The 22,835-nt window shown below is 61.7% G+C and carries 23 protein-coding genes and 1 tRNA gene; 7 read left to right on the plus strand and 17 right to left on the minus strand.

Annotation, left to right across the window (positions count from 1 at the left end; translation table 11 throughout):
* Positions 1 to 6 precede the first annotated feature (6 nt).
* Positions 7 to 1,167: a pyridoxal phosphate-dependent aminotransferase gene (locus MHZ89_RS05945; RefSeq protein ID WP_311782209.1), complete on the plus strand. Its 1,161-nt coding sequence runs from the start codon at positions 7 to 9 to the stop codon at positions 1,165 to 1,167.
* A complete protein-coding gene (locus MHZ89_RS05950) occupies positions 1,155 to 1,928 on the plus strand; it encodes an amidohydrolase (RefSeq protein ID WP_311782210.1) in 774 nt (257 codons plus the stop codon). Before MHZ89_RS05945 ends, MHZ89_RS05950 begins: the two co-directional genes overlap by 13 nt.
* 131 nt (positions 1,929 to 2,059) lie before the next feature.
* On the opposite strand, the gene katG is transcribed toward MHZ89_RS05950, so the two are convergent.
* From katG to hpxU, 10 genes are all read right to left on the minus strand, one after another.
* Positions 2,060 to 4,324: a catalase/peroxidase HPI gene (gene katG, locus MHZ89_RS05955; RefSeq protein ID WP_311782211.1), complete on the minus strand. Its 2,265-nt coding sequence runs from the start codon at positions 4,322 to 4,324 to the stop codon at positions 2,060 to 2,062.
* Between the two features lie 103 nt (positions 4,325 to 4,427).
* The gene (uraH, locus tag MHZ89_RS05960) at positions 4,428 to 4,763 is read right to left on the minus strand and encodes a hydroxyisourate hydrolase (protein WP_126689188.1); all 336 of its coding nucleotides are present in this window, start codon (positions 4,761 to 4,763) and stop codon (positions 4,428 to 4,430) included.
* Positions 4,760 to 5,254, minus strand: a complete 495-nt coding sequence (gene uraD / locus MHZ89_RS05965) for a 2-oxo-4-hydroxy-4-carboxy-5-ureidoimidazoline decarboxylase (RefSeq protein ID WP_311782212.1) — start codon at positions 5,252 to 5,254, stop codon at positions 4,760 to 4,762. Before uraD ends, uraH begins: the two co-directional genes overlap by 4 nt.
* The gene (gene hpxK / locus MHZ89_RS05970) at positions 5,254 to 6,510 is read right to left on the minus strand and encodes an allantoate amidohydrolase (protein WP_311782213.1); all 1,257 of its coding nucleotides are present in this window, start codon (positions 6,508 to 6,510) and stop codon (positions 5,254 to 5,256) included. Before hpxK ends, uraD begins: the two co-directional genes overlap by 1 nt.
* On the minus strand, positions 6,507 to 7,739 hold the full coding sequence (locus tag MHZ89_RS05975; protein WP_311782214.1) for an alanine--glyoxylate aminotransferase family protein: 1,233 nt from the start codon (positions 7,737 to 7,739) through the stop codon (positions 6,507 to 6,509). Before MHZ89_RS05975 ends, hpxK begins: the two co-directional genes overlap by 4 nt.
* Positions 7,740 to 7,757: 18 nt before the next feature.
* Complete coding sequence (locus MHZ89_RS05980) at positions 7,758 to 8,489, minus strand: amino acid ABC transporter ATP-binding protein (RefSeq protein WP_120451137.1); 732 nt, start codon at positions 8,487 to 8,489, stop codon at positions 7,758 to 7,760.
* Positions 8,470 to 9,126: an amino acid ABC transporter permease gene (locus MHZ89_RS05985; RefSeq protein WP_311782267.1), complete on the minus strand. Its 657-nt coding sequence runs from the start codon at positions 9,124 to 9,126 to the stop codon at positions 8,470 to 8,472. The genes MHZ89_RS05980 and MHZ89_RS05985 overlap by 20 nt, the downstream gene beginning before the upstream one ends.
* Positions 9,126 to 9,791, minus strand: coding sequence for an amino acid ABC transporter permease (locus tag MHZ89_RS05990; protein WP_120452811.1), 666 nt, complete (start codon positions 9,789 to 9,791; stop codon positions 9,126 to 9,128). The genes MHZ89_RS05985 and MHZ89_RS05990 overlap by 1 nt, the downstream gene beginning before the upstream one ends.
* 9 nt (positions 9,792 to 9,800) lie before the next feature.
* A complete protein-coding gene (locus tag MHZ89_RS05995) occupies positions 9,801 to 10,586 on the minus strand; it encodes a transporter substrate-binding domain-containing protein (protein ID WP_311782215.1) in 786 nt (261 codons plus the stop codon).
* A 181-nt stretch (positions 10,587 to 10,767) separates the two neighbouring features.
* The gene (gene hpxU, locus MHZ89_RS06000; protein ID WP_126689182.1) at positions 10,768 to 11,607 is read right to left on the minus strand and encodes a MurR/RpiR family transcriptional regulator HpxU; all 840 of its coding nucleotides are present in this window, start codon (positions 11,605 to 11,607) and stop codon (positions 10,768 to 10,770) included.
* Between the two features lie 134 nt (positions 11,608 to 11,741).
* On the opposite strand from hpxU, the gene MHZ89_RS06005 reads away from it, so the two are divergent.
* The 4 genes from MHZ89_RS06005 to hpxZ are packed head-to-tail and all read left to right on the plus strand — an operon-like array spanning position 11,742 to position 15,300.
* On the plus strand, positions 11,742 to 13,328 hold the full coding sequence (locus MHZ89_RS06005; protein WP_311782216.1) for a gamma-glutamyltransferase family protein: 1,587 nt from the start codon (positions 11,742 to 11,744) through the stop codon (positions 13,326 to 13,328).
* Between the two features lie 13 nt (positions 13,329 to 13,341).
* A complete protein-coding gene (hpxX, locus tag MHZ89_RS06010) occupies positions 13,342 to 13,527 on the plus strand; it encodes an oxalurate catabolism protein HpxX (protein WP_311782217.1) in 186 nt (61 codons plus the stop codon).
* Entirely contained in the window at positions 13,524 to 14,921 is a 1,398-nt protein-coding gene (locus MHZ89_RS06015; RefSeq protein ID WP_311782218.1) for an AtzE family amidohydrolase, read from the plus strand. The genes hpxX and MHZ89_RS06015 overlap by 4 nt, the downstream gene beginning before the upstream one ends.
* Positions 14,911 to 15,300, plus strand: a complete 390-nt coding sequence (gene hpxZ / locus MHZ89_RS06020) for an oxalurate catabolism protein HpxZ (RefSeq protein WP_120451131.1) — start codon at positions 14,911 to 14,913, stop codon at positions 15,298 to 15,300. Before MHZ89_RS06015 ends, hpxZ begins: the two co-directional genes overlap by 11 nt.
* 2 nt (positions 15,301 to 15,302) lie before the next feature.
* On the opposite strand, the gene MHZ89_RS06025 is transcribed toward hpxZ, so the two are convergent.
* The 5 genes from MHZ89_RS06025 to MHZ89_RS06045 all read right to left on the minus strand — a co-directional run bounded on the left by MHZ89_RS06025 (position 15,303) and on the right by MHZ89_RS06045 (position 20,141).
* Entirely contained in the window at positions 15,303 to 16,031 is a 729-nt protein-coding gene (locus tag MHZ89_RS06025) for an HPP family protein (RefSeq protein ID WP_311782268.1), read from the minus strand.
* A 140-nt stretch (positions 16,032 to 16,171) separates the two neighbouring features.
* Positions 16,172 to 17,383, minus strand: coding sequence for an oxalate decarboxylase family bicupin (locus MHZ89_RS06030; RefSeq protein ID WP_311782219.1), 1,212 nt, complete (start codon positions 17,381 to 17,383; stop codon positions 16,172 to 16,174).
* Between the two features lie 316 nt (positions 17,384 to 17,699).
* Positions 17,700 to 18,656: an allantoinase PuuE gene (puuE, locus tag MHZ89_RS06035; protein WP_311782220.1), complete on the minus strand. Its 957-nt coding sequence runs from the start codon at positions 18,654 to 18,656 to the stop codon at positions 17,700 to 17,702.
* Between the two features lie 34 nt (positions 18,657 to 18,690).
* Entirely contained in the window at positions 18,691 to 19,422 is a 732-nt protein-coding gene (gene hpxA / locus MHZ89_RS06040; protein WP_311782221.1) for an allantoin racemase, read from the minus strand.
* Positions 19,419 to 20,141, minus strand: a complete 723-nt coding sequence (locus MHZ89_RS06045) for a GntR family transcriptional regulator (protein ID WP_311782222.1) — start codon at positions 20,139 to 20,141, stop codon at positions 19,419 to 19,421. Before MHZ89_RS06045 ends, hpxA begins: the two co-directional genes overlap by 4 nt.
* Positions 20,142 to 20,285: 144 nt before the next feature.
* On the opposite strand from MHZ89_RS06045, the gene MHZ89_RS06050 reads away from it, so the two are divergent.
* Entirely contained in the window at positions 20,286 to 21,782 is a 1,497-nt protein-coding gene (locus MHZ89_RS06050) for an NCS1 family nucleobase:cation symporter-1 (protein WP_311782223.1), read from the plus strand.
* A gap of 61 nt (positions 21,783 to 21,843) precedes the next feature.
* On the opposite strand, the gene MHZ89_RS06055 is transcribed toward MHZ89_RS06050, so the two are convergent.
* Positions 21,844 to 21,920, minus strand: a tRNA-Asp gene (locus tag MHZ89_RS06055).
* Between the two features lie 134 nt (positions 21,921 to 22,054).
* On the minus strand, positions 22,055 to 22,786 hold the full coding sequence (dnaQ, locus tag MHZ89_RS06060) for a DNA polymerase III subunit epsilon (RefSeq protein ID WP_120451124.1): 732 nt from the start codon (positions 22,784 to 22,786) through the stop codon (positions 22,055 to 22,057).
* Between the last annotated feature and the right edge of the window lie 49 nt (positions 22,787 to 22,835).

Consider the following 22,835-nt stretch of genomic DNA (forward strand, 5'->3'; position numbering starts at 1 on the left):
TTAACCATGACGCAGCCCAATCTGACGCCGGAGAGTAAACTTCCCGCTCTCGGCACCACCATTTTTACCCAAATGAGTGCGCTGGCGCAGCAGCATAACGCCATTAACCTCTCTCAGGGTTTTCCCGATTTCGATGGCCCGCGCTATCTGCAGGAGCGCCTGGCGCATCACGTCAGCCAGGGCGCGAATCAGTATGCGCCGATGACCGGCGCGCTGCCGCTGCGCGAAGCGATCGCCGGGAAAACCGCTGAGCTTTATGGCTACCGGCCCAACGTCGAAACCGAGATCACCGTGACCGCTGGCGCGACCGAAGCGCTCTACGCGGCGATCACGGCGCTGGTGCGCCAGGGCGATGAGGTGATCTGCTTCGACCCAAGCTACGACAGCTATGCGCCTGCCGTCGAGCTGTCAGGGGGCGTGCTGAAGCGCATCGCGCTGCAGCCGCCGGGCTTTCGCGTCGACTGGACAGCGTTCGCCCGTCTGCTCTCCAGCAAAACGCGTCTGGTTATCCTTAATACGCCGCACAACCCTTCCGCCACCGTCTGGCGTAAAGCGGATTTCGCCGCGCTCTGGCAGGCGATTGCCGATCGGGAAATTTACGTGCTGAGCGACGAGGTCTACGAGCATATCTGCTTCGATGAGGCGGGTCACGCCAGCGTACTGGCGCATCCGCAGCTGCGCGAACGCGCTATCGCCGTCTCCTCATTCGGCAAAACCTTTCATATGACCGGCTGGAAAGTGGGCTACAGCGTCGCGCCCGCCGCCATCAGCGCGGAGATCCGCAAGGTGCATCAGTATCTGACCTTTGCGGTCAATACCCCCGCGCAGCTGGCGATTGCCGATATGCTGCGCAACGCGCCGGAGCACTACCGCGAGCTGCCGTCGTTTTACCGCGCGCGCCGCGACCGCCTGGCGCAGGCGCTGGAGAAGAGCCGTTTTAAGGTGCTGCCGTGTGAAGGCACCTACTTTCTATTGGCGGACTACAGCGCCATCTCCGATCTCGATGACGTAAGCTTCTGTCAGTGGCTGACGAAAGAGGTGGGCGTGGCGGCGATCCCGCTATCGGTGTTCTGCGCCGGCCCCTTCCCGCACAGGCTGATCCGCCTCTGCTTCGCCAAACAGGAGGCGACGCTGGACGCCGCCGCGGAGCGCTTATGTCAGATTTAAAGATTACCGTTTTGCAGGAAACCCTGCACTGGATGGATGGCGAAGCGAACCTGCGCCATTTCGATGCCGTCCTTGAGGGCGTGACGGGCCGCGATCTGATCCTGCTGCCGGAGATGTTCACGACCGGATTCGCCATGGAAGCGGCGCAACGTTCGCTGCCGCAGGCGCAGGTGGTGGAGTGGCTGCACCGCCACGCCGAGGCGAGCGACGCGCTGGTAGGCGGCAGCGCGGCGATCCAGACTGAGAAAGGCGCGGTGAACCGCTTTCTGCTGGTAGAGCCGAACGGCACGCTGCACCAGTATGACAAGCGGCACCTGTTCCGCATGGCGGACGAGCATCATCACTATCAGCCAGGGACGACGCGTGAAGTGCTGCAGTGGCGCGGCTGGCGTATCCTGCCGCAGATCTGCTACGACCTGCGCTTCCCGGTGTTCGCGCGCAACCGCAACGACTACGATCTGGCGCTCTATGTGGCGAACTGGCCCGCGCCGCGTGCGCTGCACTGGCAGGCGCTGCTGCTGGCGCGCGCTATTGAGAATCAGGCTTATGTGGCGGGCTGCAACCGCGTTGGCAGCGACGGCAACCAGCATCACTACAGCGGCGACAGCCGGATTATTTCGCCGCAGGGCGAGATCCTCAGCGAGGCGGCGCCCTTTACGCAGGCGCGGCTCGACGCAACGCTGTCGCTGGAGGCCCTTAACGCTTATCGCGAGCGCTTTCCGGCCTGGCGCGACGCCGACGATTTTACGTGGGCGCAATAAAGCACCGATCCCCTTCGCCCGCGGAGGAAGCGCTGACAATTCGCGCCAGTTAAGGCGCGGGCCAGGGCGATGGCAATAAAAAAGCCGCAGCGGTTCAGGCTGCGGCTTTTTACTGACTGCTAATGCGTCAATCAGATATCGAAGCGATCCAGATTCATCACTTTGGTCCAGGCGGCCACGAAGTCAGTAACAAACTTCTGGTGCGCATCGCTGCTGGCGTACACTTCCGCCAGCGCGCGCAGAATGGCGTTAGAACCAAATACCAGATCGGCGCGGGTCGCGTGGTACTTCACTTCCCCGCTCTGACGATCGCGCCCTTCAAACAGCTCTGCGCTCTCATCGGTGGCGCGCCATGCGGTGCGCATATCCAGCAGGTTCACGAAGAAATCTGTGCTCAACACGCCGGGGCGCTCGGTAAAGACGCCGCGGTCGCTGCCGTCGAAGTTGGTTCCCAGCACGCGCAGACCACCCAGCAGCACCGTCAGTTCCGGGGCGCTCAGGGTCAGCTGCTGCGCTTTGTCCAGCAGCAGCGTTTCGGTCGATGAACCGCCCTGCACGCGGCGATAGTTACGGAAACCATCCGCCAGCGGCTGCAGTAAAGCGAAGGATTCGACATCGGTCTGATCCTGACGCGCATCGACACGGCCCGGCGTAAAGGGCACCTGTACCGCCACGCCAGCCGCCGCGGCCGCCATTTCGATCCCGACGTTGCCCGCCAGGACAATCACATCCGCCAGTGAGGCTTTGCCTGAGGTCTGCTGAATATCCTGCAGCACCGGCAGCACGTCGCGGATAACGCTGGCGTTAACTGCCCACTCTTTCTGCGGCGCCAGCGCCAGACGCGCGCCGTTCGCACCGCCGCGCTTGTCGCCGCCGCGGAAGGTTGAAGCGGACGCCCAGGCTACGGAAACCAGCTGGCTGACGCTCAGTCCCGACGCAGCGATTTTTGCTTTCAGCTCGCTGATGTCGCTGTCGTTCGGCTGATGGATCGCCGCCGGCAGCGGATCCTGCCACAGCAGATCTTCTTTCGGCACTTCCGGGCCGAGGTAGCGCGCTTTTGGCCCCATATCGCGGTGGGTCAGCTTGAACCATGCGCGGGCAAAGGCTTCGTTAAACGCCTGCGGATCGTTAAGGAAGCGACGAGAGATCTTTTCAAATTCCGGGTCGAAGCGCAGCGTCAGATCGGTAACCAGCATGGTCGGCTTACGCTTTTTCTCCGGATCGAAGGGATCGGGAATAATCGCGTCGGCGTTGCTGGCTTCAAACTGGATCGCGCCTGCCGGGCTGTGCGTCTGTACCCACTCATATTTGAACAGGTTTTCGAAGAAGTAGTTGCTCCACTGGGTCGGGGTTTGCGTCCAGACCACTTCCAGACCGGAGGTAATGGCGTCCGCGCCTGCGCCGCTGCCGTAGCTGCTGCTCCAGCCAAGACCCTGCGCTTCAATCGGAGAGGCTTCTGGATCGACATCGAGATGGCTGGCGGCGCCCGCGCCGTGTGTTTTGCCCAGCGTATGACCGCCAGCGATCAGGGCGACGATCTCTTCATCATTCATGCCCATATTGCCGAAGGTGGCGCGAATCGCCGGCGCGGCTGATGCCGGGTTGCCGCTCGCTTCCGGCCCTTCCGGGTTGACGTAGATCAGGCCCATTTCCGTCGCGCCGAGCGGCGCATTGGCGAGGCTTTCCGGATGGCGGTGCGCCAGCCATTCGGTTTCGTTACCCCAGTCGACATCCATATCTGGTTCCCACACGTCTTCGCGTCCGGCGCCGAAGCCAAAGGTACGGAAGCCAGCGTTTTCCAGCGAGACGTTGCCCGCAAGGATATAGAGATCGGCCCAGGAAATTTTCTGACCATACTTCTGTTTCACCGGCCACAGCAGACGACGTGCTTTATCCAGGCTGACGTTGTCCGGCCAGGAGTTGAGCGGCGCAAAACGCTGCTGACCGCGGCCAGAGCCGCCGCGACCGTCAACGGTGCGGTAGGTGCCCGCGCTGTGCCACGCCATACGGATAAACAGGCCGATATAGCTGCCCCAGTCGGCTGGCCACCAGGATTGCGAGTCGGTCAGCAGCGCGCGGATGTCCGCTTTCAGCGCTGAATAGTCGAGCTTGCTGAACTCTTCGCGGTAGTTGAAATCGTCGCTGAGCGGGTTGGAACGGCTGGAGTGCTGGTTTAACAGATCGACACGCAGCATGTTGGGCCACCAGTCGCGGTTGGTGGTGCCGCTACCGGCGCCGCGCGCCAGAACGCTTTTCTCTTCGGAAGCGCCGTGGTGGAAAGGACATTTACCTGCTTCGGCTCCACTCGCGCTCGGGCTTTTTTCTTCCGTGGCTCCATGTGGAAAAGGGCATTTACCTGCGGCGGCTGCATTATCGTTATTTTCTGGCGTGCTCATTATCGGCTCCGTTGGCTTTTGATTACCCGGCTACGATAACGTTACGCTTGTATAAACACTATTTGGCTGAACCGACGGTATTGATAGCCGCAGGCTTTCAAATTTAGCTACCGCGATAGGTCGACCACGACCAGGGCGAAATCAAAAAAGGCAGATGAAAATGGCTGCCCGCTTCGGCAATCACAAAGTCGATTTGCGCAGAGACATAGAGCGCATCGCGCCCGTCCATGGCAAAGTAGTCGCCAATCTCTGCGGTCAGGCGATAGTGGCCGGGGGCGAGCGGCTCCGGCGTTAACTCGCTGACGCGCCCGTCGCTGTCCGTGGTGCCTTCGCAGACAGGCAGCCAGCCCTCCGGGCTATTCTGCTCAAGCGAGACGGCGACGCCGACCGCCGGTTTGCCCAGCGCGGTGTCCAGAATATGGGTAGTGATAGTGCTCATGTCAGGCTCTCCTTCAGACGCAACAGGGTGATTTCGCGTAGTTGCTGCAGCGCTTCGCGCGTTTCGGTCTCTTCATCATGGCTCAGGCGACGCTGAAGTTGCGCCAGCATCTCTTCGCCGCTGCGCCCACGGGCGCGAATTAAGAAAACGCGGCCAAAGCGCGCTTCATAGGCCTGATTGCCCGCCAGCATCGCCTGCTTCAGCGCCGCGTCGGCGTCGCCCATCGCTGACTGCTCCTGACGCGACAGCGCCGCTTCTTTGTCCGCGCCGCTGGCGCGCTCGCCGATGCGCGGATGCGCCGTCAGCGCCTGTTCAAGATCCTCGCTGTCCCACGCCTGCGCCAGCCTTTCCGCCTCCTCCAGCAAGGCCGACACGGAGGCAAAGGGACGCGCGGCCGTCAGCGCCTGCTGCCAGCGCGGGATCGCCACGCAGTGGGCGATTGCGGCCTGCGCCGCGTCATAAGGCAGCGTGTTAAAGGTCGCAAGGTTCATCACGCGCTCCGCTGCGCCAGGTGGCACACGGCGTGCAGATAAGCGCGCACCGCCAGCGCCACGTCGTCGGTCATCACCGCCTCCGCCGGATGGTGGCTGATGCCGCGTTCGTTGCGCACAAACAGCATGCCGACCGGCCAGCGCTCGGCGATGGCGATGGCGTCATGGCCCGCGCCGCTCGGCAGCGCCAGCGTGCGGCCCTGCACCGTCTCTATGGCGCTGCTCAGCGCCTGACGCAGCTGGCTGTCGCAGGCGGTGGCGCTGATACGGTAATACTCCTCCGCCTCGAAGCGCAGGCCGCGTCGCAGCGCGATCGCTTCGCCCTGGGTCAGCAGGCTCGACAGCAGCCGTTCCAGCGGCAGATCTTCCGGGCCGCGCACATCCAGTGACAGAGTGACTTCGCCGGGAATAACGTTAACCGCGCCGGGCGCACAGCTCAGGGTACCGACCGTCGCCACCAGCTGCGGATCCTGCTCGCGCGTCGTCGCCTCGATAAACACCATCCACTCCGCCGCCGCCGCCAGCGCGTCTTTGCGGTGCGTCATCGGCACCGTACCCGCATGGCCCGCCTCGCCGGTGAAGCGGCAGCTAAGACGACGCGCGCCGTTGATGGCGGTGACGACGCCCAGCGCCAGCCCGGCCTGCTCCAGGCAAGGCCCCTGTTCGATATGCAGTTCAAGATAGGCGACGATGGCGTTAAGTTCACGGGCGGCGCGCGGAATAGTGTCAGCATCCAGCCCCACATCCGCCATCGCCTGCGCGACGGTAATGCCGTTGCCGTCCGGGTGCGTCGGCCAGCTTTCCGGCCAGCTGCCGGCGATGCCGCGGCTGCCAAGCAGCGTAATGCCAAAGCGCGTTCCCTCTTCATCGCCGAACCCGACCACCTCCACCGCCAGCGGCAGGCGTAGCTGTTTCTCATGGAGCCACTGTACGGTTTCAATCGCGGTCAGCACTCCCAGCATCCCGTCGTAGCGTCCGGCGTTGCGCACCGTGTCGAGATGCGAGCCGAGCAGCAGCGCGGGCGCCCCGCTGCTCGCGCCTTCGTAGCGGCCGCAGATATTGCCGACTTCATCCTGCCAGACGCGCATGCCAGCCTGTGCCATCCATTCGCCTACCTGGGCGTTGGCGCGCAGGTGCTCCGGCGAGAGATAGACGCGCGTCAGGTGATCGGGCGATTCGCTGATCGCCGCCAGCGCGTCGCAGCGCGCCATTACGCGTTCGGCGGCCAGCTGTGCCTCAGCGGCGTTCATCATCATGCGCCGCTCCCGTAGTGATCCCAGGCCGCCTGCATCGCCGCGCCCTGCGTCGCGCGGAAGCCGACGTGCGTCAGCACCGCCTCCAGCGCCGCCAGCGTGGTCATTACGCAATCTTTACGGGCGTTATAGCCCATGGTGCCGATGCGCCATACCTTGCCATGCAGCGGGCCAAACGAGGTGCCGATCTCAATGCCAAAATCTTCCAGCATCAGCTTGCGCACCTGGTCGCCGTTGACGCCCTGCGGGATCACCACGCCGAGCACGTTGTTCATCTTGTGCTTCAGGTCGCCGAACGTTTCCAGTCCCATGCCCTGAATGCCCTTCAGCAGCGCGTCGCCATGCAGCTTGTGGCGCGCGATGCCTGCGTCCAGCCCTTCCTGCAAAATTAGACGGGCGCATTCGCGCGCGCCGAACAGCGCGGTGGTCGCCTCGGTATGGTGGTTAAGCCGCTCCGGCCCCCAGTAATCCATGATCATGCCGAGATCGAAATAGTTCGAGTAGATCATCTCCTCATCGCCATCCTGATGCTGGGCGGTGCGGATCCCCTCTTCAACGCATTTACGCCTGCGGATAGCCTCTTCCATCTGCGGGCTTAAGGTGATGGGCGAGGTGCCGGACGGGCCGCCGAGGCACTTCTGCATGCCCGCCGATACCGCATCCAGCCCCCAGGCGTCGGTTTCCAGCGCGTTGCCGCCGAGCGACGCGGTGGCGTCGGTATAGAAGAGCACGCCATACTTTTTGCAGATCGCGCCCAGCTCCGCCAGCGGTTGCAGCATGGTGGTTGAGGTATCGCCCTGTACCGTCAGCAGCAGGCGCGGCTTAACGCGCTTAATGGCGTCTTCGATCCGATCCGGCGTAAAGACCTCGCCCCAGGGCACCTCAATGGTGTGCACCTCGGCGCGGCAGCGGCGAGCAATCTCGCACAGCAGATGGCCGAAGCGGCCAAATATCGGCACCAGCACCCGATCGCCAGGCCGGATCGCCGACAGCAGGATCGCCTCGATCCCGGCGCGTGAGGTACCGTCAATCAGCAGCGTCCAGCGGTTTTCCGTACGGAAGACGCCGCGATAGAGCGCCATCACCTCGTTCATATAGTGCGTCATCGCCGGATCGTACTGGCCGATCAGCTGAGTTGACATGGCGCGCAGCACGCGCGGATCGGCGTTGATCGGGCCAGGCCCCATCAGCAGACGCTGCGGCGGATTAATTTGCGGGTAGCGGTTTTCCATATTGGTTTCCTTATGAAATTAGAGTCGCACCGAGGAGATAAACTGCTTCAGCTCCGGCGTCTGCGGCGCGGCGAACAGGGTTTTGCTGCTGCCCTGCTCCCAGACGCGCCCCTGATGCATAAAGACCACGCGATCGCCGACGTCGCGCGCGAAATTCATCTCATGGGTGACCAGGATCAGCGTCATTCCTTCGGCGGCGAGCTGCTCCAGCACTTTCAGCACCTCGCCCACCAGCTCAGGATCGAGCGCCGAGGTGATCTCGTCGCACAGCAGCACCTTCGGGTTCATCGCCAGCGCGCGGGCAATGGCGACGCGCTGCTGCTGGCCGCCGGAGAGGTTCGCCGGGTAGTAATCGAGGCGCTCGCCGAGACCGACTTTCTCCAGCATCTGCGTCGCCAGCGCGCGGCACGCCGCCTCGCCTTTCTTCAGCACCCGGCGCGGCGCCAGCATCACGTTTTCCAGCGCGGTCATATGGGGAAAGAGATTGAAGTTCTGAAACACCATGCCAACCGAACGGCTGATGTCGCGCGCCTGGCTATCGCGATCGGTAATCGTCATGCCGCCCAGCTTGATGCTGCCCTCCTGATAGCCCTCCAGACCGTTCATACAGCGCAGCAGAGTGCTTTTGCCTGAACCGCTGCGGCCGATGATGGAGATCACTTCGCCCATTTCGATATCGAGATCGACGCCTTTCAGCACGTGATTATCGCCGTAGTACTTCTGCACCTGATTAATGGTGATGAGCGGCATGGAATTTTTTCTCCAGATACTGGCTGTAGCGGGACAGCGGGTAGCACATCAAAAAGTAGCCCAGCGCGACCAGCCCAAACACCTTAAACGGCTGCAGGGTCACGTTGTTCAGAATGGTTCCAGCTTTCGTCAGTTCGATAAAGCCGATAATGGAGGCGAGCGCGGTGCCCTTGATCACCTGTACGGCGAAGCCCACCGTCGGCGCGATGCCGATACGCAGCGCCTGGGGTGCGATAACCCGCCAGAGGGTCTGGCCGAAGCTGAGGCCCAGGCAGCGCGACGCTTCCCACTGGCCTTTCGGCAGCGCGCGGATGCTGCCGAACCAGATATCGAGCAGAAAAGCGCTGGTATAAAAGGTCAGGGCGAGCGAAGCCGCGGTCCAGGGCGCGACGTCGATGCCAAACAGCCCGACGCCGAAAAAGGCGAGAAAGAGCTGCATCAGCAGCGGCGTGCCCTGGAACAGCTCGGTATAGGCGCGGATGAGCCGCGTCAGCCATTTCCGCTGCAGCAGGCGCAGCAGAAGCAGCGGCAGCGTCACCAGCGTGCCGCCGACAAAGGCAGTCAGCGAGAGCAGCAGTGTCCAGCGCGCCGCCAGCAGCAGATTGCGCAGAATGTCCCAGTCGGTAAAGGTCGTCATCATCGCTGCGCTCCAAACCATTTACGCCCCAGCGCCAGCAGCACCTGCCGCATGGCGATCGATAACAGCAGATAGATCAGCGTGGTCACCAGATAGACCTCGAAGCTTAAAAAGGTGCGCGACTGGATCAGGTTGGCGGCGAAGGTCAGCTCTTCATAAGAGACCTGCGACACCACCGACGAACCGAGCATCACGATAATGCACTGGCTTACCAGCGCAGGATAAATGCGCTGTAGCGACGGCGGCAGTACCACGCGCAAAAAGGTCTGCGCGCGCGTCAGGCCCAGCACGCGTCCCGCTTCCCACTGCCCTTTCGGCGTCACCTGAATCCCGGCTCGGATAATCTCGGTGCTGTAGGCACCGAGGTTAATCAGCATCGCCAGCAGCGCCGCCTCGCCCGCCGTCAGCTTCAGTCCCAGATTAGGCAGACCGAAAACGATAAAGAAGAGCTGCACCACGAACGGGGTGTTGCGGATGATCTCCACATAGAGGCCCCAGAGACGGCTGGCCCAGCTCGCTTTACCGCTGCGCAGCGCCGCGCCGAGGATCCCCAGCCCGACGCCGCCCACGGTGGCCAGCACCGTCAGCTGAAGGGTGACCCACAGCCCGGCAAGCAGTTCTGGCCAGTAGGGCCAGAGCGCAGGGAAATTAAGTTGCCCGAGCATCATGCGCCCTTATGCGCCGAGGCTGGCGGGCAGCGGCGCTTTCAGCCACTCTTCCGACAGCTTGTTGAGCGTGCCGTCTTTGATGCCCTGCTCAATCAGCGCGTCGATCTTCGCCTTCAGCGCCGGCTCACCCTTCTTCAGACCGATAAAGCAGGGCGAATCTTTCAGCATAAACTGCGCTACCGGCGCTTTTTGCGGGTTCTGCCGCGCGATCGCCGCGATCACCAGGTTGCCGGTCGCGACGTACTGTACCTGTCCAGAGAGGTAAGCCGACAGCGTGGTGTTGTTATCCTCGTAGCGCTTCACCTGCGCCTCTTTCGGCGCGAGGCTGCTCAGCACCATATCCTCTACCGCGCCGCGCGTGACCCCAATACTCTTGCCGCTGAGCGCCGCCGCGTCTTTCAGCGTCTCGCCTTTTGGCCCAAAGACGCCAAGGAAAAAGGGCGCATAGGCGCGGCTGAAGTCGATCACCTTCTCCCGCTCAGGGTTTTTACCCATGCTGGAGATCACCAGATCGACCTTGTCGGTTTGCAGATAGGGCACGCGGTTGGCGCTGGTGACCGGTACCAGCTGCAACTTAAGTTTCATCTGTTTCGCCAGATAGCGCGCGGTGTCGATATCATAGCCTTGCGGCTGCAGATCGGTGCCCACCGAGCCGAACGGCGGGAAATCCTGCGGCACCGCCACGCGCAGCACGCCGCGCTTCTCAATATCCTGTAACTGATCCGCCAGCGCGCTGCCGGTTTGAATCACTAATAATGCTGCCGCCGCTACCGCCATTAATACCTTTTTCATTATGCACCCCGGTAAGTTGACCTGAAACAAAAGATTCTTGTAATTGTGATTTGCAACTAATGTGCCAAAGCAGTACGAGGCGAGGTAAACGGCAAGAAGGCTTAATTTAGGCAGGTAAGGCGGGTTTTCACCGCCCGACGCAGGAGGATCAAAATGAGGCAAAGCACCAAAAAGGTGCTCTTTAACGGTGCTCCAGCTCGTCCAGCTGCAGATAGAGATCGGCGATCTGGTGGATACGCTGGCGACCTTGCGACAGCATTTCATGCAGTAGCGCATTGGTCAGTAAATTGATCAGGCTCATTGCCGAAGCGTAGCTGTCGAAGGCGGATACGCTGTCGAGCGGCGCGCAAAGCTGCCAGCGCGCCAGACCCGCCATCGACTGCGCCTGCGGCTCGCACAGTACCAGCAGCGGAATATCGCGCTGCTGCAGCTGCTGTATCAGCGGGCGGATCAGGCGCGGACGACGGCGAAACGCCATTACGATCACCATATCGTCGGCGGTAATATCCACCACCTCTTCCGCCAGCGTCTGGCCCGGCTGCGGCAGTACGGCGACGCTGGAACGGGCCTGCAGCAGCTGCTGGCGCAGGTGCAGCGCCAGCGGCCAGGAGTTACGCATACCGATAACGAAAATACGTTTCGCCTGCGTCATCTGCTGCACCGCCTCGCCAAACTGCTGCGCGTCAAGCGCGTTCACCCACTGCGTCAGGTTCGCCATCTCCTGCTTATAGTGGCGCGCCAGCAGCGTATTGCCCTGCACCGCGTCGCGGTTGTCGGTCAAGGGCATACCGCTCTGCCGCAGAATACGCAGTTCGTCGCGCATATCTTTATATTTGTCATAGCCCAGCCGTCGGAACAGGCGGCTGACGGTGGCTTTCGACACGCCGCTGAGCCGCGCCAGTTCGGCGCTGTTGTAGCTGATCAAATCGTCGAAATGGTCAAAGACGAAATCCGCAATACGCTGCTCCTGAGGAGAAAGCTGCGGATAGTGGCTTCTGAGTCGTTCATCGAGCTGTTTCATGCGTCGTCCTGTAACTTTCGTTTCAGCAGAAGCTAGCATAATTCGATCCAGGTTACCGCTGTCGTGCGCGACCGCAAAAACTGGAACGGCTCTTGCTTGGATCCTCGCTCTGTCACCCGATAAGAAGCGTAAATATGATTCAGAGCAATATGGCTCCGCTGGGCATGGCGGTCGCGCCGCACCACCTGGCGAGCGAGAGCGCGCTGGCGGTGCTACGCGACGGCGGCAACGCCCTTGAGGCGATGGTCGCCGCGGCTGCCACCATCGCAGTAGTTTATCCCCATATGAACGGCCTCGGCGGCGACGGCTTCTGGCTGGTGCTGCCGCCCAACGGCGATCCGGTGGCTATCGACGCCAGCGGCGCGGCGGGTTCGCTGGCGCATCCCGACTTCTACCCTGGCGAAGACAGGATCCCGCATCGCGGTCCGAAAGCGGCCTTAACGGTGGCCGGGACGGTGAGCGGCTGGCAGGAGGCGCTGACGCTCTCCCGCGAGCTGGGCGGCGCATCGCTGCCGTTGCCGCGCCTGCTGCGCGACGCCATCCGCTATGCCGCCGACGGCATTCCGGTCACCGCATCGCAGGCGGCCGCCACCGCCGCAAAACGGCACGAGCTGGAACATCAGCCGGGATTTGCCGCCACCTTTTTGCCGGACGGCGAGCCGCCGCGCCAGGGCAGCCGCTTTACCCAGCCAGCGCTGGCGCAGACGCTCAGCCTGCTGAGCGAACAAGGCCTCGACAGCTTCTATCGCGGCGAGCTGGCGCGCCACCTGGCGCGAGAGATGTCGGCGCTCGGCATGCCGGTGACGCTGGCGGATCTGCAGCAGCAGCGCGCGCGTCGCTGCGTTCCGCTGCACGTAGCGCACAGCGAAGGCGATCTGTGGAATATGGTACCGCCGACTCAGGGCCTGGTCTCGCTGGCGATCCTCGGCATTATCGATCATCTTGCGATGGCGCAGGCTGATGAGGCGCAGACGGTGCACCGCATTGTGGAAGCGACGAAAAAAGCGTTTACCCTGCGCGATCGCCATATTACCGACCCGCGCCATATGAACTGCGAAGCGCAGTCGCTGTTAACGCTGGATCATTTCGCCACTCTGGCGAGCCAGATTGACGAGACGCAGGCCGCGCCCTGGGGAACCGGACGTGGCCCAGGCGACACGGTATGGATGGGCGTAATGGACAGCAGCGGCCTCGCCGTCTCCTTTATTCAGAGCATCTATCACGAGTTCGGCAGCGGCGTGGTGATCCCCGGAACCGGCATCACCTGGCAGAACCGCGGTGCCGCCTTTAGCCTGGATCCAGATCATCTGCTGGCGCTGGCGCCGGGCAAGCAGCCGTTTCACACCCTTAATCCCGCCGCCGCGCGCCTGAAAGATGGCCGCACGCTGGTCTACGGCTCAATGGGCGGCGACGGACAGCCGCAAACCCAGGCGGCGATCTTTACCCGACATGTGATTCAGGGCATGCCGCTGCAGCAGGCGGTAAGCGCGCCGCGCTGGCTGCTGGGGCGCACCTGGGGCAACGCATCTGACTCGCTCAAGCTGGAAGGCCGCTTCGCGCCGGAGACGGTCGCCAGACTGCGCCAGCTGGGGCATGAGGTAGAACTGCTGCCCGATTTCAGCGAGGCGGTTGGTCACGCGGGCGCTATCGTGCGCCATATCAACGGCATGCTGGAAGGCGCATGCGATCCGCGCAGCAACGGCAGCGCAAGCGGATTCTGACAGGAGAAATAAGATGAATCAGACAACAGACTGGGCGTGCTATCTGGCGCAGATGGAGCAGTTGCTGACGCTGGAGCTAGACGACGCGCGCCGCGCCGAGCTGGTCATTCAGCTGGAGCGCATCGCCGCGCTGGCAGCGCCGCTGATGGCGTATCCTCTCGACGAGAGGCTGGAAGTGGCGGGAGTATTTCATCCATGAACCTTAGCGAATTTTCTCTCCAGGCGCTGCAGCAGGCGATTCAGCGCGGCGATCTCAGCGCGCGCGAGGTGGCGCAGCAGACGCTGCAAGGGATTGAGCGCCACCGGGCGATTAACGCCTGGACCGAGGTTACCGCCGAACGCATGCTGCGCGAGGCTGACGCGATCGATGCGCAGCGGCGGCGCGGCGAGAACCTGCCGCCGCTGGCGGGCATTCCTTATGCGGTGAAGAATCTGTTCGACGTGGCGGGACATACCACGCTGGCGGGCGCCGCCTTGTTTCAGGATCGTGCTGCGGCGACGCAGGACGCCTGGGCGATCAGGCGTCTCAGCCGCGCCGGGGCACTGCTCTCCGGCATGCTGAATATGGATGCCTACGCCTATGGGTTTACCACTGAGAACACCCACTTCGGCGCGACGCGCAATCCCCATGACCTGACGCGCGTGGCGGGCGGATCGTCGGGCGGCTCCGCTGCTGCGGTGGCGGCCGGGCTGGCGCACTTCTCTCTCGGCACCGACACCAACGGGTCAATTCGCGTGCCTGCGTCGCTGTGCGGCATCTTCGGCCTGAAGCCGACCTTTGGCCGCCTGTCGCGCAGCGGCAGTCATCCCTTTGTCGGCAGCCTTGATCATATCGGCCCCTTCGCGCGCCGCGTCGAGGATCTGGCGCTGGTGTATGACATATTGCAGGGCCGCGACGCCGATGACGCCTTTCAGGCGGACCGGCCTGCCGATCCGACGCTGGTCGGGCTGGAAGCGCGCGGCCAGCGCTGCGCGCTGCTGGGCGGCTTTTTCTCTGCCTGGTGCGACGACGACGCCCGCGACGCGCTGGCGCGGGCCGCTCAGGCGCTGGGTATCAGCGATGAGGTAACGCTGCCGGAAGCGGAGCTGGCGCGTTCCGCGGCCTTTATCCTGACCGCCTGCGAAGGCGGCAATCTCTATCTGCCCGCGCTGCGCGCCTCGCCGGAGCGTTTCGAGCCCGCCTCGCGCGAGCGGCTGCTGGCGGGCGCGATGCTGCCCGCCGCCTGGTATGTGCAGGCGCAGCGCTTCCGCCGCCATTTCCAGCAGCAGGTTCTGCCGCTGTTCGAGCGCTTCGATGTGCTGATCGCGCCCGCTACGCCCTGCGTCGCGCCGCCGATCGGTCAGGAGAGCATCCGCATTAACGGCGTCGATCTGCCCTCGCGCGCCAGCATGGGCATGCTGACGCAGCCGATCTCCTTCCTGGGGCTGCCGGTGTGCAGCGTGCCGCTGGCGACGAAAAGCGGCCTGCCGATCGGACTACAGCTGATTGCCGCACCCTTTAACGAAACCGCCGCGCTGCGCGTCGCCTTTGCGCTTGAGCAGCAGGGCATTACCCTGGCGCCAACCTGTCTGGATAAACGAAATGAGAACTGAAGAGATTAATTTGCCGCACGTCGTGGCGGAGGTAACGGCTGCTTTTCACCGCTACGAACAGGCGCTGGTGAGTAATGATATCGATACGCTGGACGCCCTTTTCTGGCACGATGAGCGTACCGTACGGCTCGGCGCGGGCGAGAACCTCTATGGCATCGAGCAGATCCGCGCCTTTCGCGCCCAGCGTCCCGCCGCCGGACTGGCACGCACCCTGCGTAACAGCGTCATTACCACCTTCGGTGAAGAGTATGCGGTCTGCAGCACCGAGTTCACGCGCGAAGGCACAACTAAAACTGGCCGCCAGCAGCAGAGTTGGGTCCGGCTGCCGGACGGCTGGCGAATCGTCGCCGCGCAGGTCAGTTTGATGAGCGAAAGCTGAGTTTAGCGGGCGCGCTGCGCCTGGCGCTGAACCGCAATCGCTTCGGCGCGCTGCAGCAGCTGCTGGATATCGTCTTCATCAATATCCAGCAGCTGGCCGCTCTCCAGCGCCTGATGCAGATCGTCACGCGTAATCGGCACATCGATCGCGACCGGCTCCGGTTTCGCCTCGGTTGAGGCCAGCGGATGCGGATAGCGACGGCCCGCCAGGTTGTTGAAGATAATCGCCAGCAGCGCCAGACAGAGGGAGTTAAGCAGCACAGGCGTCAGAATATAGTGATAGCCCAGCTGATGTACGTTGCCGCCGCCGAGAATGGCGGTCAGCGCCACCGCGCCGCTGGGCGGATGCAGGCAGCGCAGCTGAAACATCACCGCAATGGCCAGGCAGGCGGCGACGCCGCAGGCCAGCGGAGCATAAGGAATAGTTATGGCGGCGGTCACGCCAATCGCGCCTGCCACCATATTGCCGCCGACAATGGACCAGGGCTGCGCCAGCGGGCTGTTGGGGATGCCGAACAGCAACACGGCGGAAGCGCCCATCGGCGCGACAAACCATAAATTGACCTGTCCCAGCAGCCAGTGGCTGATCAAACTGGTAATGGTCAGGCCAAGGCCAGCGCCGATACTGGCGATAACAATTTGTTTTTTCGCCACCGGCAGCGGATGCGGCCAGAAGCGGGCAAGAAAAGTGCGCAACGTGCCTCTCCACTTCGCCTGACGCGGTTCAGCTATCTTCACGACGCTCACTCATCAGAAAAAATTATGGAAACGGCCATTGTCGCTGATTGCTTTAACCGTAACAACCATGGGTTTCGCAGGTGCTTCAGGATTCAGACAACTACGCAGGGCTGGCGCAGCGCCAGCCCTGGCGGTTATTTGATTACCGGATTCTTTTGCAGAGAGAGCGCTGACAAAAACGCGTCGTCAAGCTGCAGGTGCTGCGCCACCAGCTCGCGCGGCGTGCTGGCGAGCCACTGGTTAAGCGAGATATCGGCATAGTAGTCGCTCTTGAACAGCTCCAGAAATCGCAGCGGCCCTTTACCGGTATTCTCAATATAGTGGCCCATGGCGAAAGGCACGTACCCGACGTCGCCCGCCCGGTAGTCGAAGGTTCTCGCCTGACCGGATGAGGCGAAAACGCCCATGCGCCCCTCCCCCTCCAGATAGTATTGCCATTCATCGTTATTGGGATGCCAGTGCAGTTCGCGCATACCGCCCGGCGCAATCTCCACCAGCGCGGCCGCAATGGTTTTTGAAACCGGGAAGTTAGAGGAGTCGGTAATTCTCACCGTACCGCCCGGCGCGGTTATCGGCTTCTGCGCCAGCATATGATGCGTGAAAACTTTTTTTGATTTCGGCGCGCCCTGAATCGCATCTGAGGCCAGGCTACCCGGCACCTTGCCGGCAAAGATATATTCGTCATCCGGCGAAGGCAGTTTTGCAAAGGTTGAGACCGGCACGCTGAAGTTCTTCGCCAGGATATCGGGCGGTATATGTTTGAACCAGTCTGACAACAGAAAGGTACTGTCCTCATCAAAGCTGCCGTCGTCAAAAGCCAGCAGGAATTCGCAGCCGTCGGGTCCCAGTCCCTGAATCGAATGGGGTATGCCCGGCGGAAAATACCAGAGATCGCCGACGCCGATATCATCGACAAACCAGCCGCCTTCGGTATCAAAAGCGGTAACCCGCGCCTGGCCGAAGGTCATATAAGCCCACTCGCCCTCTTTATGCCAGTGCAGCTCGCGGATGCCGCCTGCGTTAAGACGCATATCGACGCCCGCGATGGTGGTCGAGATACCCAGCTCGCGCTGCGTCACCTGTCGCGTCCATCCGCCGCTGCCTTTGCGAACGTGCGCGTCGCTAAAAGAGAAGCGCAGGTTGGGCAGCGTACCGCTGTCGGTAGCGGGCGGGTCGACGATATCGGGATTTTGCGCCTCTCTCGCAGGATCGTGCGGGCCGGGATCGCGCGGCGTACCGGCGGGCCAGGAGGCGATGGTGTCGTGGGCGTGCACCTGGCCTGCCGCCAGCGCCACCGTTCCGCCTGCGGCGAATGCCATAAAGTTCCTTCTGGAAAGCTTGCTCATCAAAACGATTCCTTATTCCGTTAGTAAAAATCTCAGCGGAATATCTATAAGCGCAAAGCGAAAACCAGGCGGCAGGCAATATGTAACATTCCACTGAGCGGCGTGGAACCTAACGGTTGTTAATTAATTTTGTTGCGGAAATATTTTTATTTCATTTATGAAACGTTAATAAAACGCGGAGTAAGGCGCTTTATGACGCGCACAAAAGGCTAACGGTTGAGGGGAAGTATTAATTTTTCTGCTAAATAGTCGGTTACAGTTTTTTAACGGCAGCAGGCGGGTAGGCGCGGCTGGCTATACAGCCGCGCCCTGTTTTTCAGGGTTGCGGCGCCGGATGGGTTGCGATCCAGTGATCGGCAATCTGCTGGCGCGTACAGATCCAGACGTCGCTGTACTGCTGGATATGGTCGAGGAAGTTTTGCAGCGCTTTGAATTTCCCTGGCCGCCCCAGCAGACGACAGTGCATGCCGACCGACATCATCTTCGGCTGGGTTTCGCCCTCTTCATACAGAACGTCAAAGGTGTCGCGCAGGTAGGTAAAGAACTGCTCGGCGGTATTGAAGCCCTGCGGCGTGGCGAAGCGCATATCGTTGCACTCCAGCGTGTAGGGGATAATCAGATGCGGCTTCACGGTGCCGTCCTGACAGGTGACCTGCGTCCAGAACGGCAGATCGTCGCCGTAATAGTCGCTGTCGTAGCTAAAGCCGCCCTGCTCGACCACCAGCCGCCGCGTGTTGGGGCTGTCACGCCCGGTGTACCAGCCGGTCGGCGCTTTGCCAAACAGGTCGGTGAGGACGTCTACCGCCTGCTGCATATGCTGCCGCTCGGTTTTGGCGTCCATCGACTGGTAGTGGATCCAGCGCCAGCCGTGGCTTACCACGTCGTAGTCGGCCTGCTTGATCGCGTCGACGATCTCTGGATGACGCGCCAGCGCCATCGCAATGCCGAACACCGTCAGCGGCAAACCGCGCTTCTGGAATTCGCGGTGGATGCGCCAGAAGCCGGCGCGCGAACCATATTCGTAGAGCGAATCCATCGACATATGGCGGTCGGGATAGCTGGCCGCGCCGATGATGTCGGAGAGAAACTGCTCGGAGCCGGCGTCGCCGTGTAGCACGTTGTTCTCTGCGCCCTCTTCATAGTTGAGCACGAACTGCACCGCCACGCGCGCCTTGTTCGGCCAGGCCGCATGCGGCGGCGTGGCACCGTAGCCGATCAGATCGCGCGGATAGTTTTTGTTGAAGCTGTACTCTTTTTTGGCTGAACTATCCATTCATCAGTTCCTGTGTAATTGCGGCAAGGTCACGTTAGTTTAGATGCTGAAACGCGCCTGAGAGAGGTTTAGCTATCGGCCAGTCAAGATCGCCATGCTTGCTGGTGCCAAAGCCAAGCGCCACCAGCGCTTCAACCATTTTCACCGCCGCGCTGACGCCGTCGATAACCGGCATACCCAGCTCCTGCGTCAGCTCACGCGCCAGCGTCGCCATCCCGCCGCAGCCCAGAACAATTGCGCCGCAGCCATCCTGCTGCTTCGCCTGCAAACAACGCTGGCGCACCTTTTCCTGCGCGATACCCGAACCATCCTCCAGCGCCAGCACCGGCAGATCGATCGCGTGCAGCGCGGCGCAGTGGTGGGTGAAGCCGTACTGCTGCAGCAAATGGCGCGCAATCGTCAGCGTACGCGGCAGCGTGGTGACGATAGAAAAGCGCGTCGCCACCAGCGTCGCGGTGTGCATCGCCGCCTCGGCGATGCCGATTACCGGGCCGCTGGCCAGCTCGCGCGCCGCCAGCAGGCCGGGATCGCCAAAGCAGGCGATAACATGGCCGCTGACGCCCTGCGCTTTGCCGCGCTTTACCTGCTCCAGCACGCCGATCGCCGCGATAGCTTCGTCGAAATGGCCTTCAATCGAGGGCACGCCCTGCGACGGCGAAACCGCGATAATTTCAGTGCCCGGCGCCGCCACCGCGCGCGCTGCCGCGCCGATAGTTTCCGTCATCGCGAGGCTGGTATTAGGATTGATCACCTGGATCAGGCTCATGATGTCACCTCTTTATGACCGGCAAATAACCGTGAGAAGTCTGGCAGCGTCTCGCCGCTGCGCTCAAAATGCAGGCTGGAAACGATATGATCGAAGTGGTGCTGCAACGCTTCGGTCAGCGCGGCGAGATTGCCGGCGCGCAGATGGGCGACCAGACGATCGTGATCGTCACAACGGCAGCCCTGCTGCCAGGGCGCGCCCCAGGCGGCAATCACCAGCGAAGAGCGCTGCGTCAGGCGCGTCACCAGTTCGGTCAGCACCTGGTTGCCCGCAATAGCCTGTAGTTCGATATGAAAGGCGGCCGAGAGACGGATAGCCGCCGCGCCGTCGCGAGCCTCATGCGCCTGCTGCTCCTGCGCAATGCGCTGCGTCAGTCCCGCCAGATGCGGCGGCTGCAGATGCGCCAGCACCGCGGGCAGATTGCCGCATTCGATCAGCGCGCGAGTGCGGAAGATATCGCGCGCCTCGTCAACGCCGGGCGTGGCCACCTGTGCACCGCGCCTGGGCAATAGCGTCACCATCTGCACTGCGGCGAGGCGCTGCAGCACCTTGCGAATACCGGTGCGGCTGACGCCAAATACCTCCGCCAGCGCCTCCTCCGGCAGTTTGCTGCCCGGCGGCAGCTGGTGTTCCACAATGGCGTTCATCAACGCCTGAAAGATAAATTCGTCTTTATCCCCGCGATCGACGGCCAGCGTCTGGCCTCTTTCACTTTTCATATCCTGCTCCCTTGAAAGGCTGCGTGCGCTTATCGTATACGCGAAAATATTTTTTTGTATACAAGATTTCAATTGTGGCCTGGATCCTGCAATAGCCTTTCACGTTGCTGTAACCATTAAACATCGTTATTAGGAGCAGGTTTCATGCCAAACTCTCGAAAAAATTCTTCTGCGTCGGCTGCTGAAGCCCGCGCGCGTTACAGTCCGCGCCTCACCAACGAGGATCTGGCGCCGACGCGCCATCAGAACTGGACGTGGTATAACATCTTCTCTTTCTGGATGTCGGATGTGCACAGCATGGGCGGCTATGTCGTCGCCGCCAGCTTTTTTACCCTTGGTCTGGCGAGCTGGCAGGTGCTGATTTGCCTGCTGGCGGGGATCTGCATCGTGCAGCTGTGCGCGAATCTGGTGGCGAAGCCGAGCCAGATGGCGGGCGTGCCCTACGCGGTTATCTGTCGTCAGGCGTTTGGCGTTTTCGGCGCGAATATACCGGCGGTAATCCGCGGACTGATCGCTTTCGCCTGGTACGGTATTCAGACCTGGCTGGCGTCCAATGCGCTGATGCTGGTGCTGCTGAAGTTCTTTCCCACGCTGGCAGCGATGACCCATGCCAGCTGGCTGGGTCTGTCGCTGCTCGGCTGGTGCTGCTTCAGCGTGATGTGGTTTTTACAGGCGATGGTGTTCTGGCACGGCATGGACGCCATTAAGCGTTTTATTGATGTGGCAGGCCCTGCTGTCTATGTGGTGATGGTGGCGCTGGCGGGCTGGATTGTATACAAGATTGGTTTAAACGGTATCTCTTTCACGCTCTCAAGCAAGTCGCTGAGCGCAGGCGAACAGGGCTGGCAGATGATTACCGCCACCGCGCTGGTCGTTTCCTACTTTTCCGGGCCGCTGCTTAACTTCGGCGACTTCGCGCGCTACGGCAAAAGCATGGGCGAGATTCGCCGCGGCAACCGCTGGGGCCTGCCCTTTAACTTTTTACTCTTCTCCGTGGTGACGGTGGTTATCGTCTCCGGCACCCAGTCGCTGTTCGGCAAAATGATCACCGATCCGATTGAGACCGTCAGCATGGTCGGTAACGATGTGGCGGTGGCTATCGGCCTGCTGACCATGATCGCCGCGACTATCGGCATCAATATCGTAGCGAACTTCGTGTCGCCCGCATTCGATTTCTCTAACTGCTCGCCGCAGAAAATCAGCTTCCGCACCGGCGGCATGATCGCCGCGGTCGGCTCAGTGCTGCTGACGCCGTGGAACCTGTTTCAGTCGCCGGAGCTGATCCACTATACCCTCGACGTTCTGGGCGCCTTTATCGGGCCGCTGTTCGGTATTCTGCTGGCGGATTTCTACCTGATTAAACGCAGCCGCGTCTCTGTTGACGACCTCTTCGACGCGACGCCGCAGGGCCGCTACTGGTATCGCGGCGGCTTTAACCCGAAAGCGATCTCCGCGCTGCTGCCGTCGGTCGGCATCGGCCTGATTATTAGCTTTGTGCCGGCGCTGCATGAGGCCGCCAGCTTTAGCTGGTTTATCGGCGCGGCGCTGGGTGGCGGATGCTATCGCTATCTGGCGCGCAACGAGCGCGTAGCGGGCGCGGTGAAACCTTTCGCCGGTAGCGTAGCGATGCAGAAAGAGTAAGGATTGAAGCGTCAGAAAAGCAAAAGGCCGATTCATTACTGAATCGGCCTTTCTGAAGAGTTGGCGGTGCGGACGGGACTCGAACCCGCGACCCCCGGCGTGACAGGCCGGTATTCTAACCGACTGAACTACCGCACCGCGCTGTGTTCCCCGTCGGGAACGAGGCGCATATTAATGGCCCCTCTTAACCCCGTCAACGCTTTTTATCGCCGCGCTGCGCGTTTGCTGTTTTTTTACGCTTAACGCTGATTTAACCGGCGAAACGCCCCTTGTTAACCGCGCCACAGGCAGCTTCCGCCCTTTTTCATCACCAGATCGAGCCGCGACTCGTGCGCCATCACCTCTTCGTCCGACGCCGCCACTACACGCAGCGCCGAAGCGGGCCGCACGATGCGCTGAATGGTTTCGCTCTCATTCTGCTGCGCGCCGTCCCCTTCCTGCGAGAACGCCAGCAAGGTCTGGCCGCCCGTCATCGCCAGGAAGACCTCCGCCAGAATTTCGGAGTCGAGCAATGCGCCATGCAGCGTACGCTTGCTGTTGTCGATCTCATAACGCGAGCAGAGCGCATCCAGGCTGTTGCGCTTGCCAGGGAACATCTTGCGCGCCATCGCCAGGCTATCGGTGATCCGGCAGAAGGTTTCCGTTTTCCCAATGCCGCGGTTCAGCATGGAAAACTCATAGTCCATAAAGCCGATATCAAACGACGCGTTATGGATCACCAGCTCGGCGCCGCGAATATAGTCGAGGAATTCGTCCGCTACCTCAGCAAAGGTCGGCTTATCGGCGAGAAACTCATCCGCAATGCCGTGTACGCCGAACGCTTCCGGGTCCACCAGCCGATCGGGGCGCAGATAGATATGGAAGTTATTGCCGGTCAGGCGACGGTTAACCACCTCTACCGCACCGATCTCAATGATGCGGTGGCCTTCGTAATGGACACCGATCATGTTCATGCCGGTGGTTTCAGTATCGAGAACGATCTGGCGGTTATTTGCAGTGCTCATAGGATTCGTTTTATGTCAGACTTGGCGTTTTTATCAGAAGGAAGTCTAC

The organism is Pantoea sp. ACRSB, assembly GCF_022346905.1.
Classification (GTDB): domain Bacteria; phylum Pseudomonadota; class Gammaproteobacteria; order Enterobacterales; family Enterobacteriaceae; genus Pantoea; species Pantoea piersonii.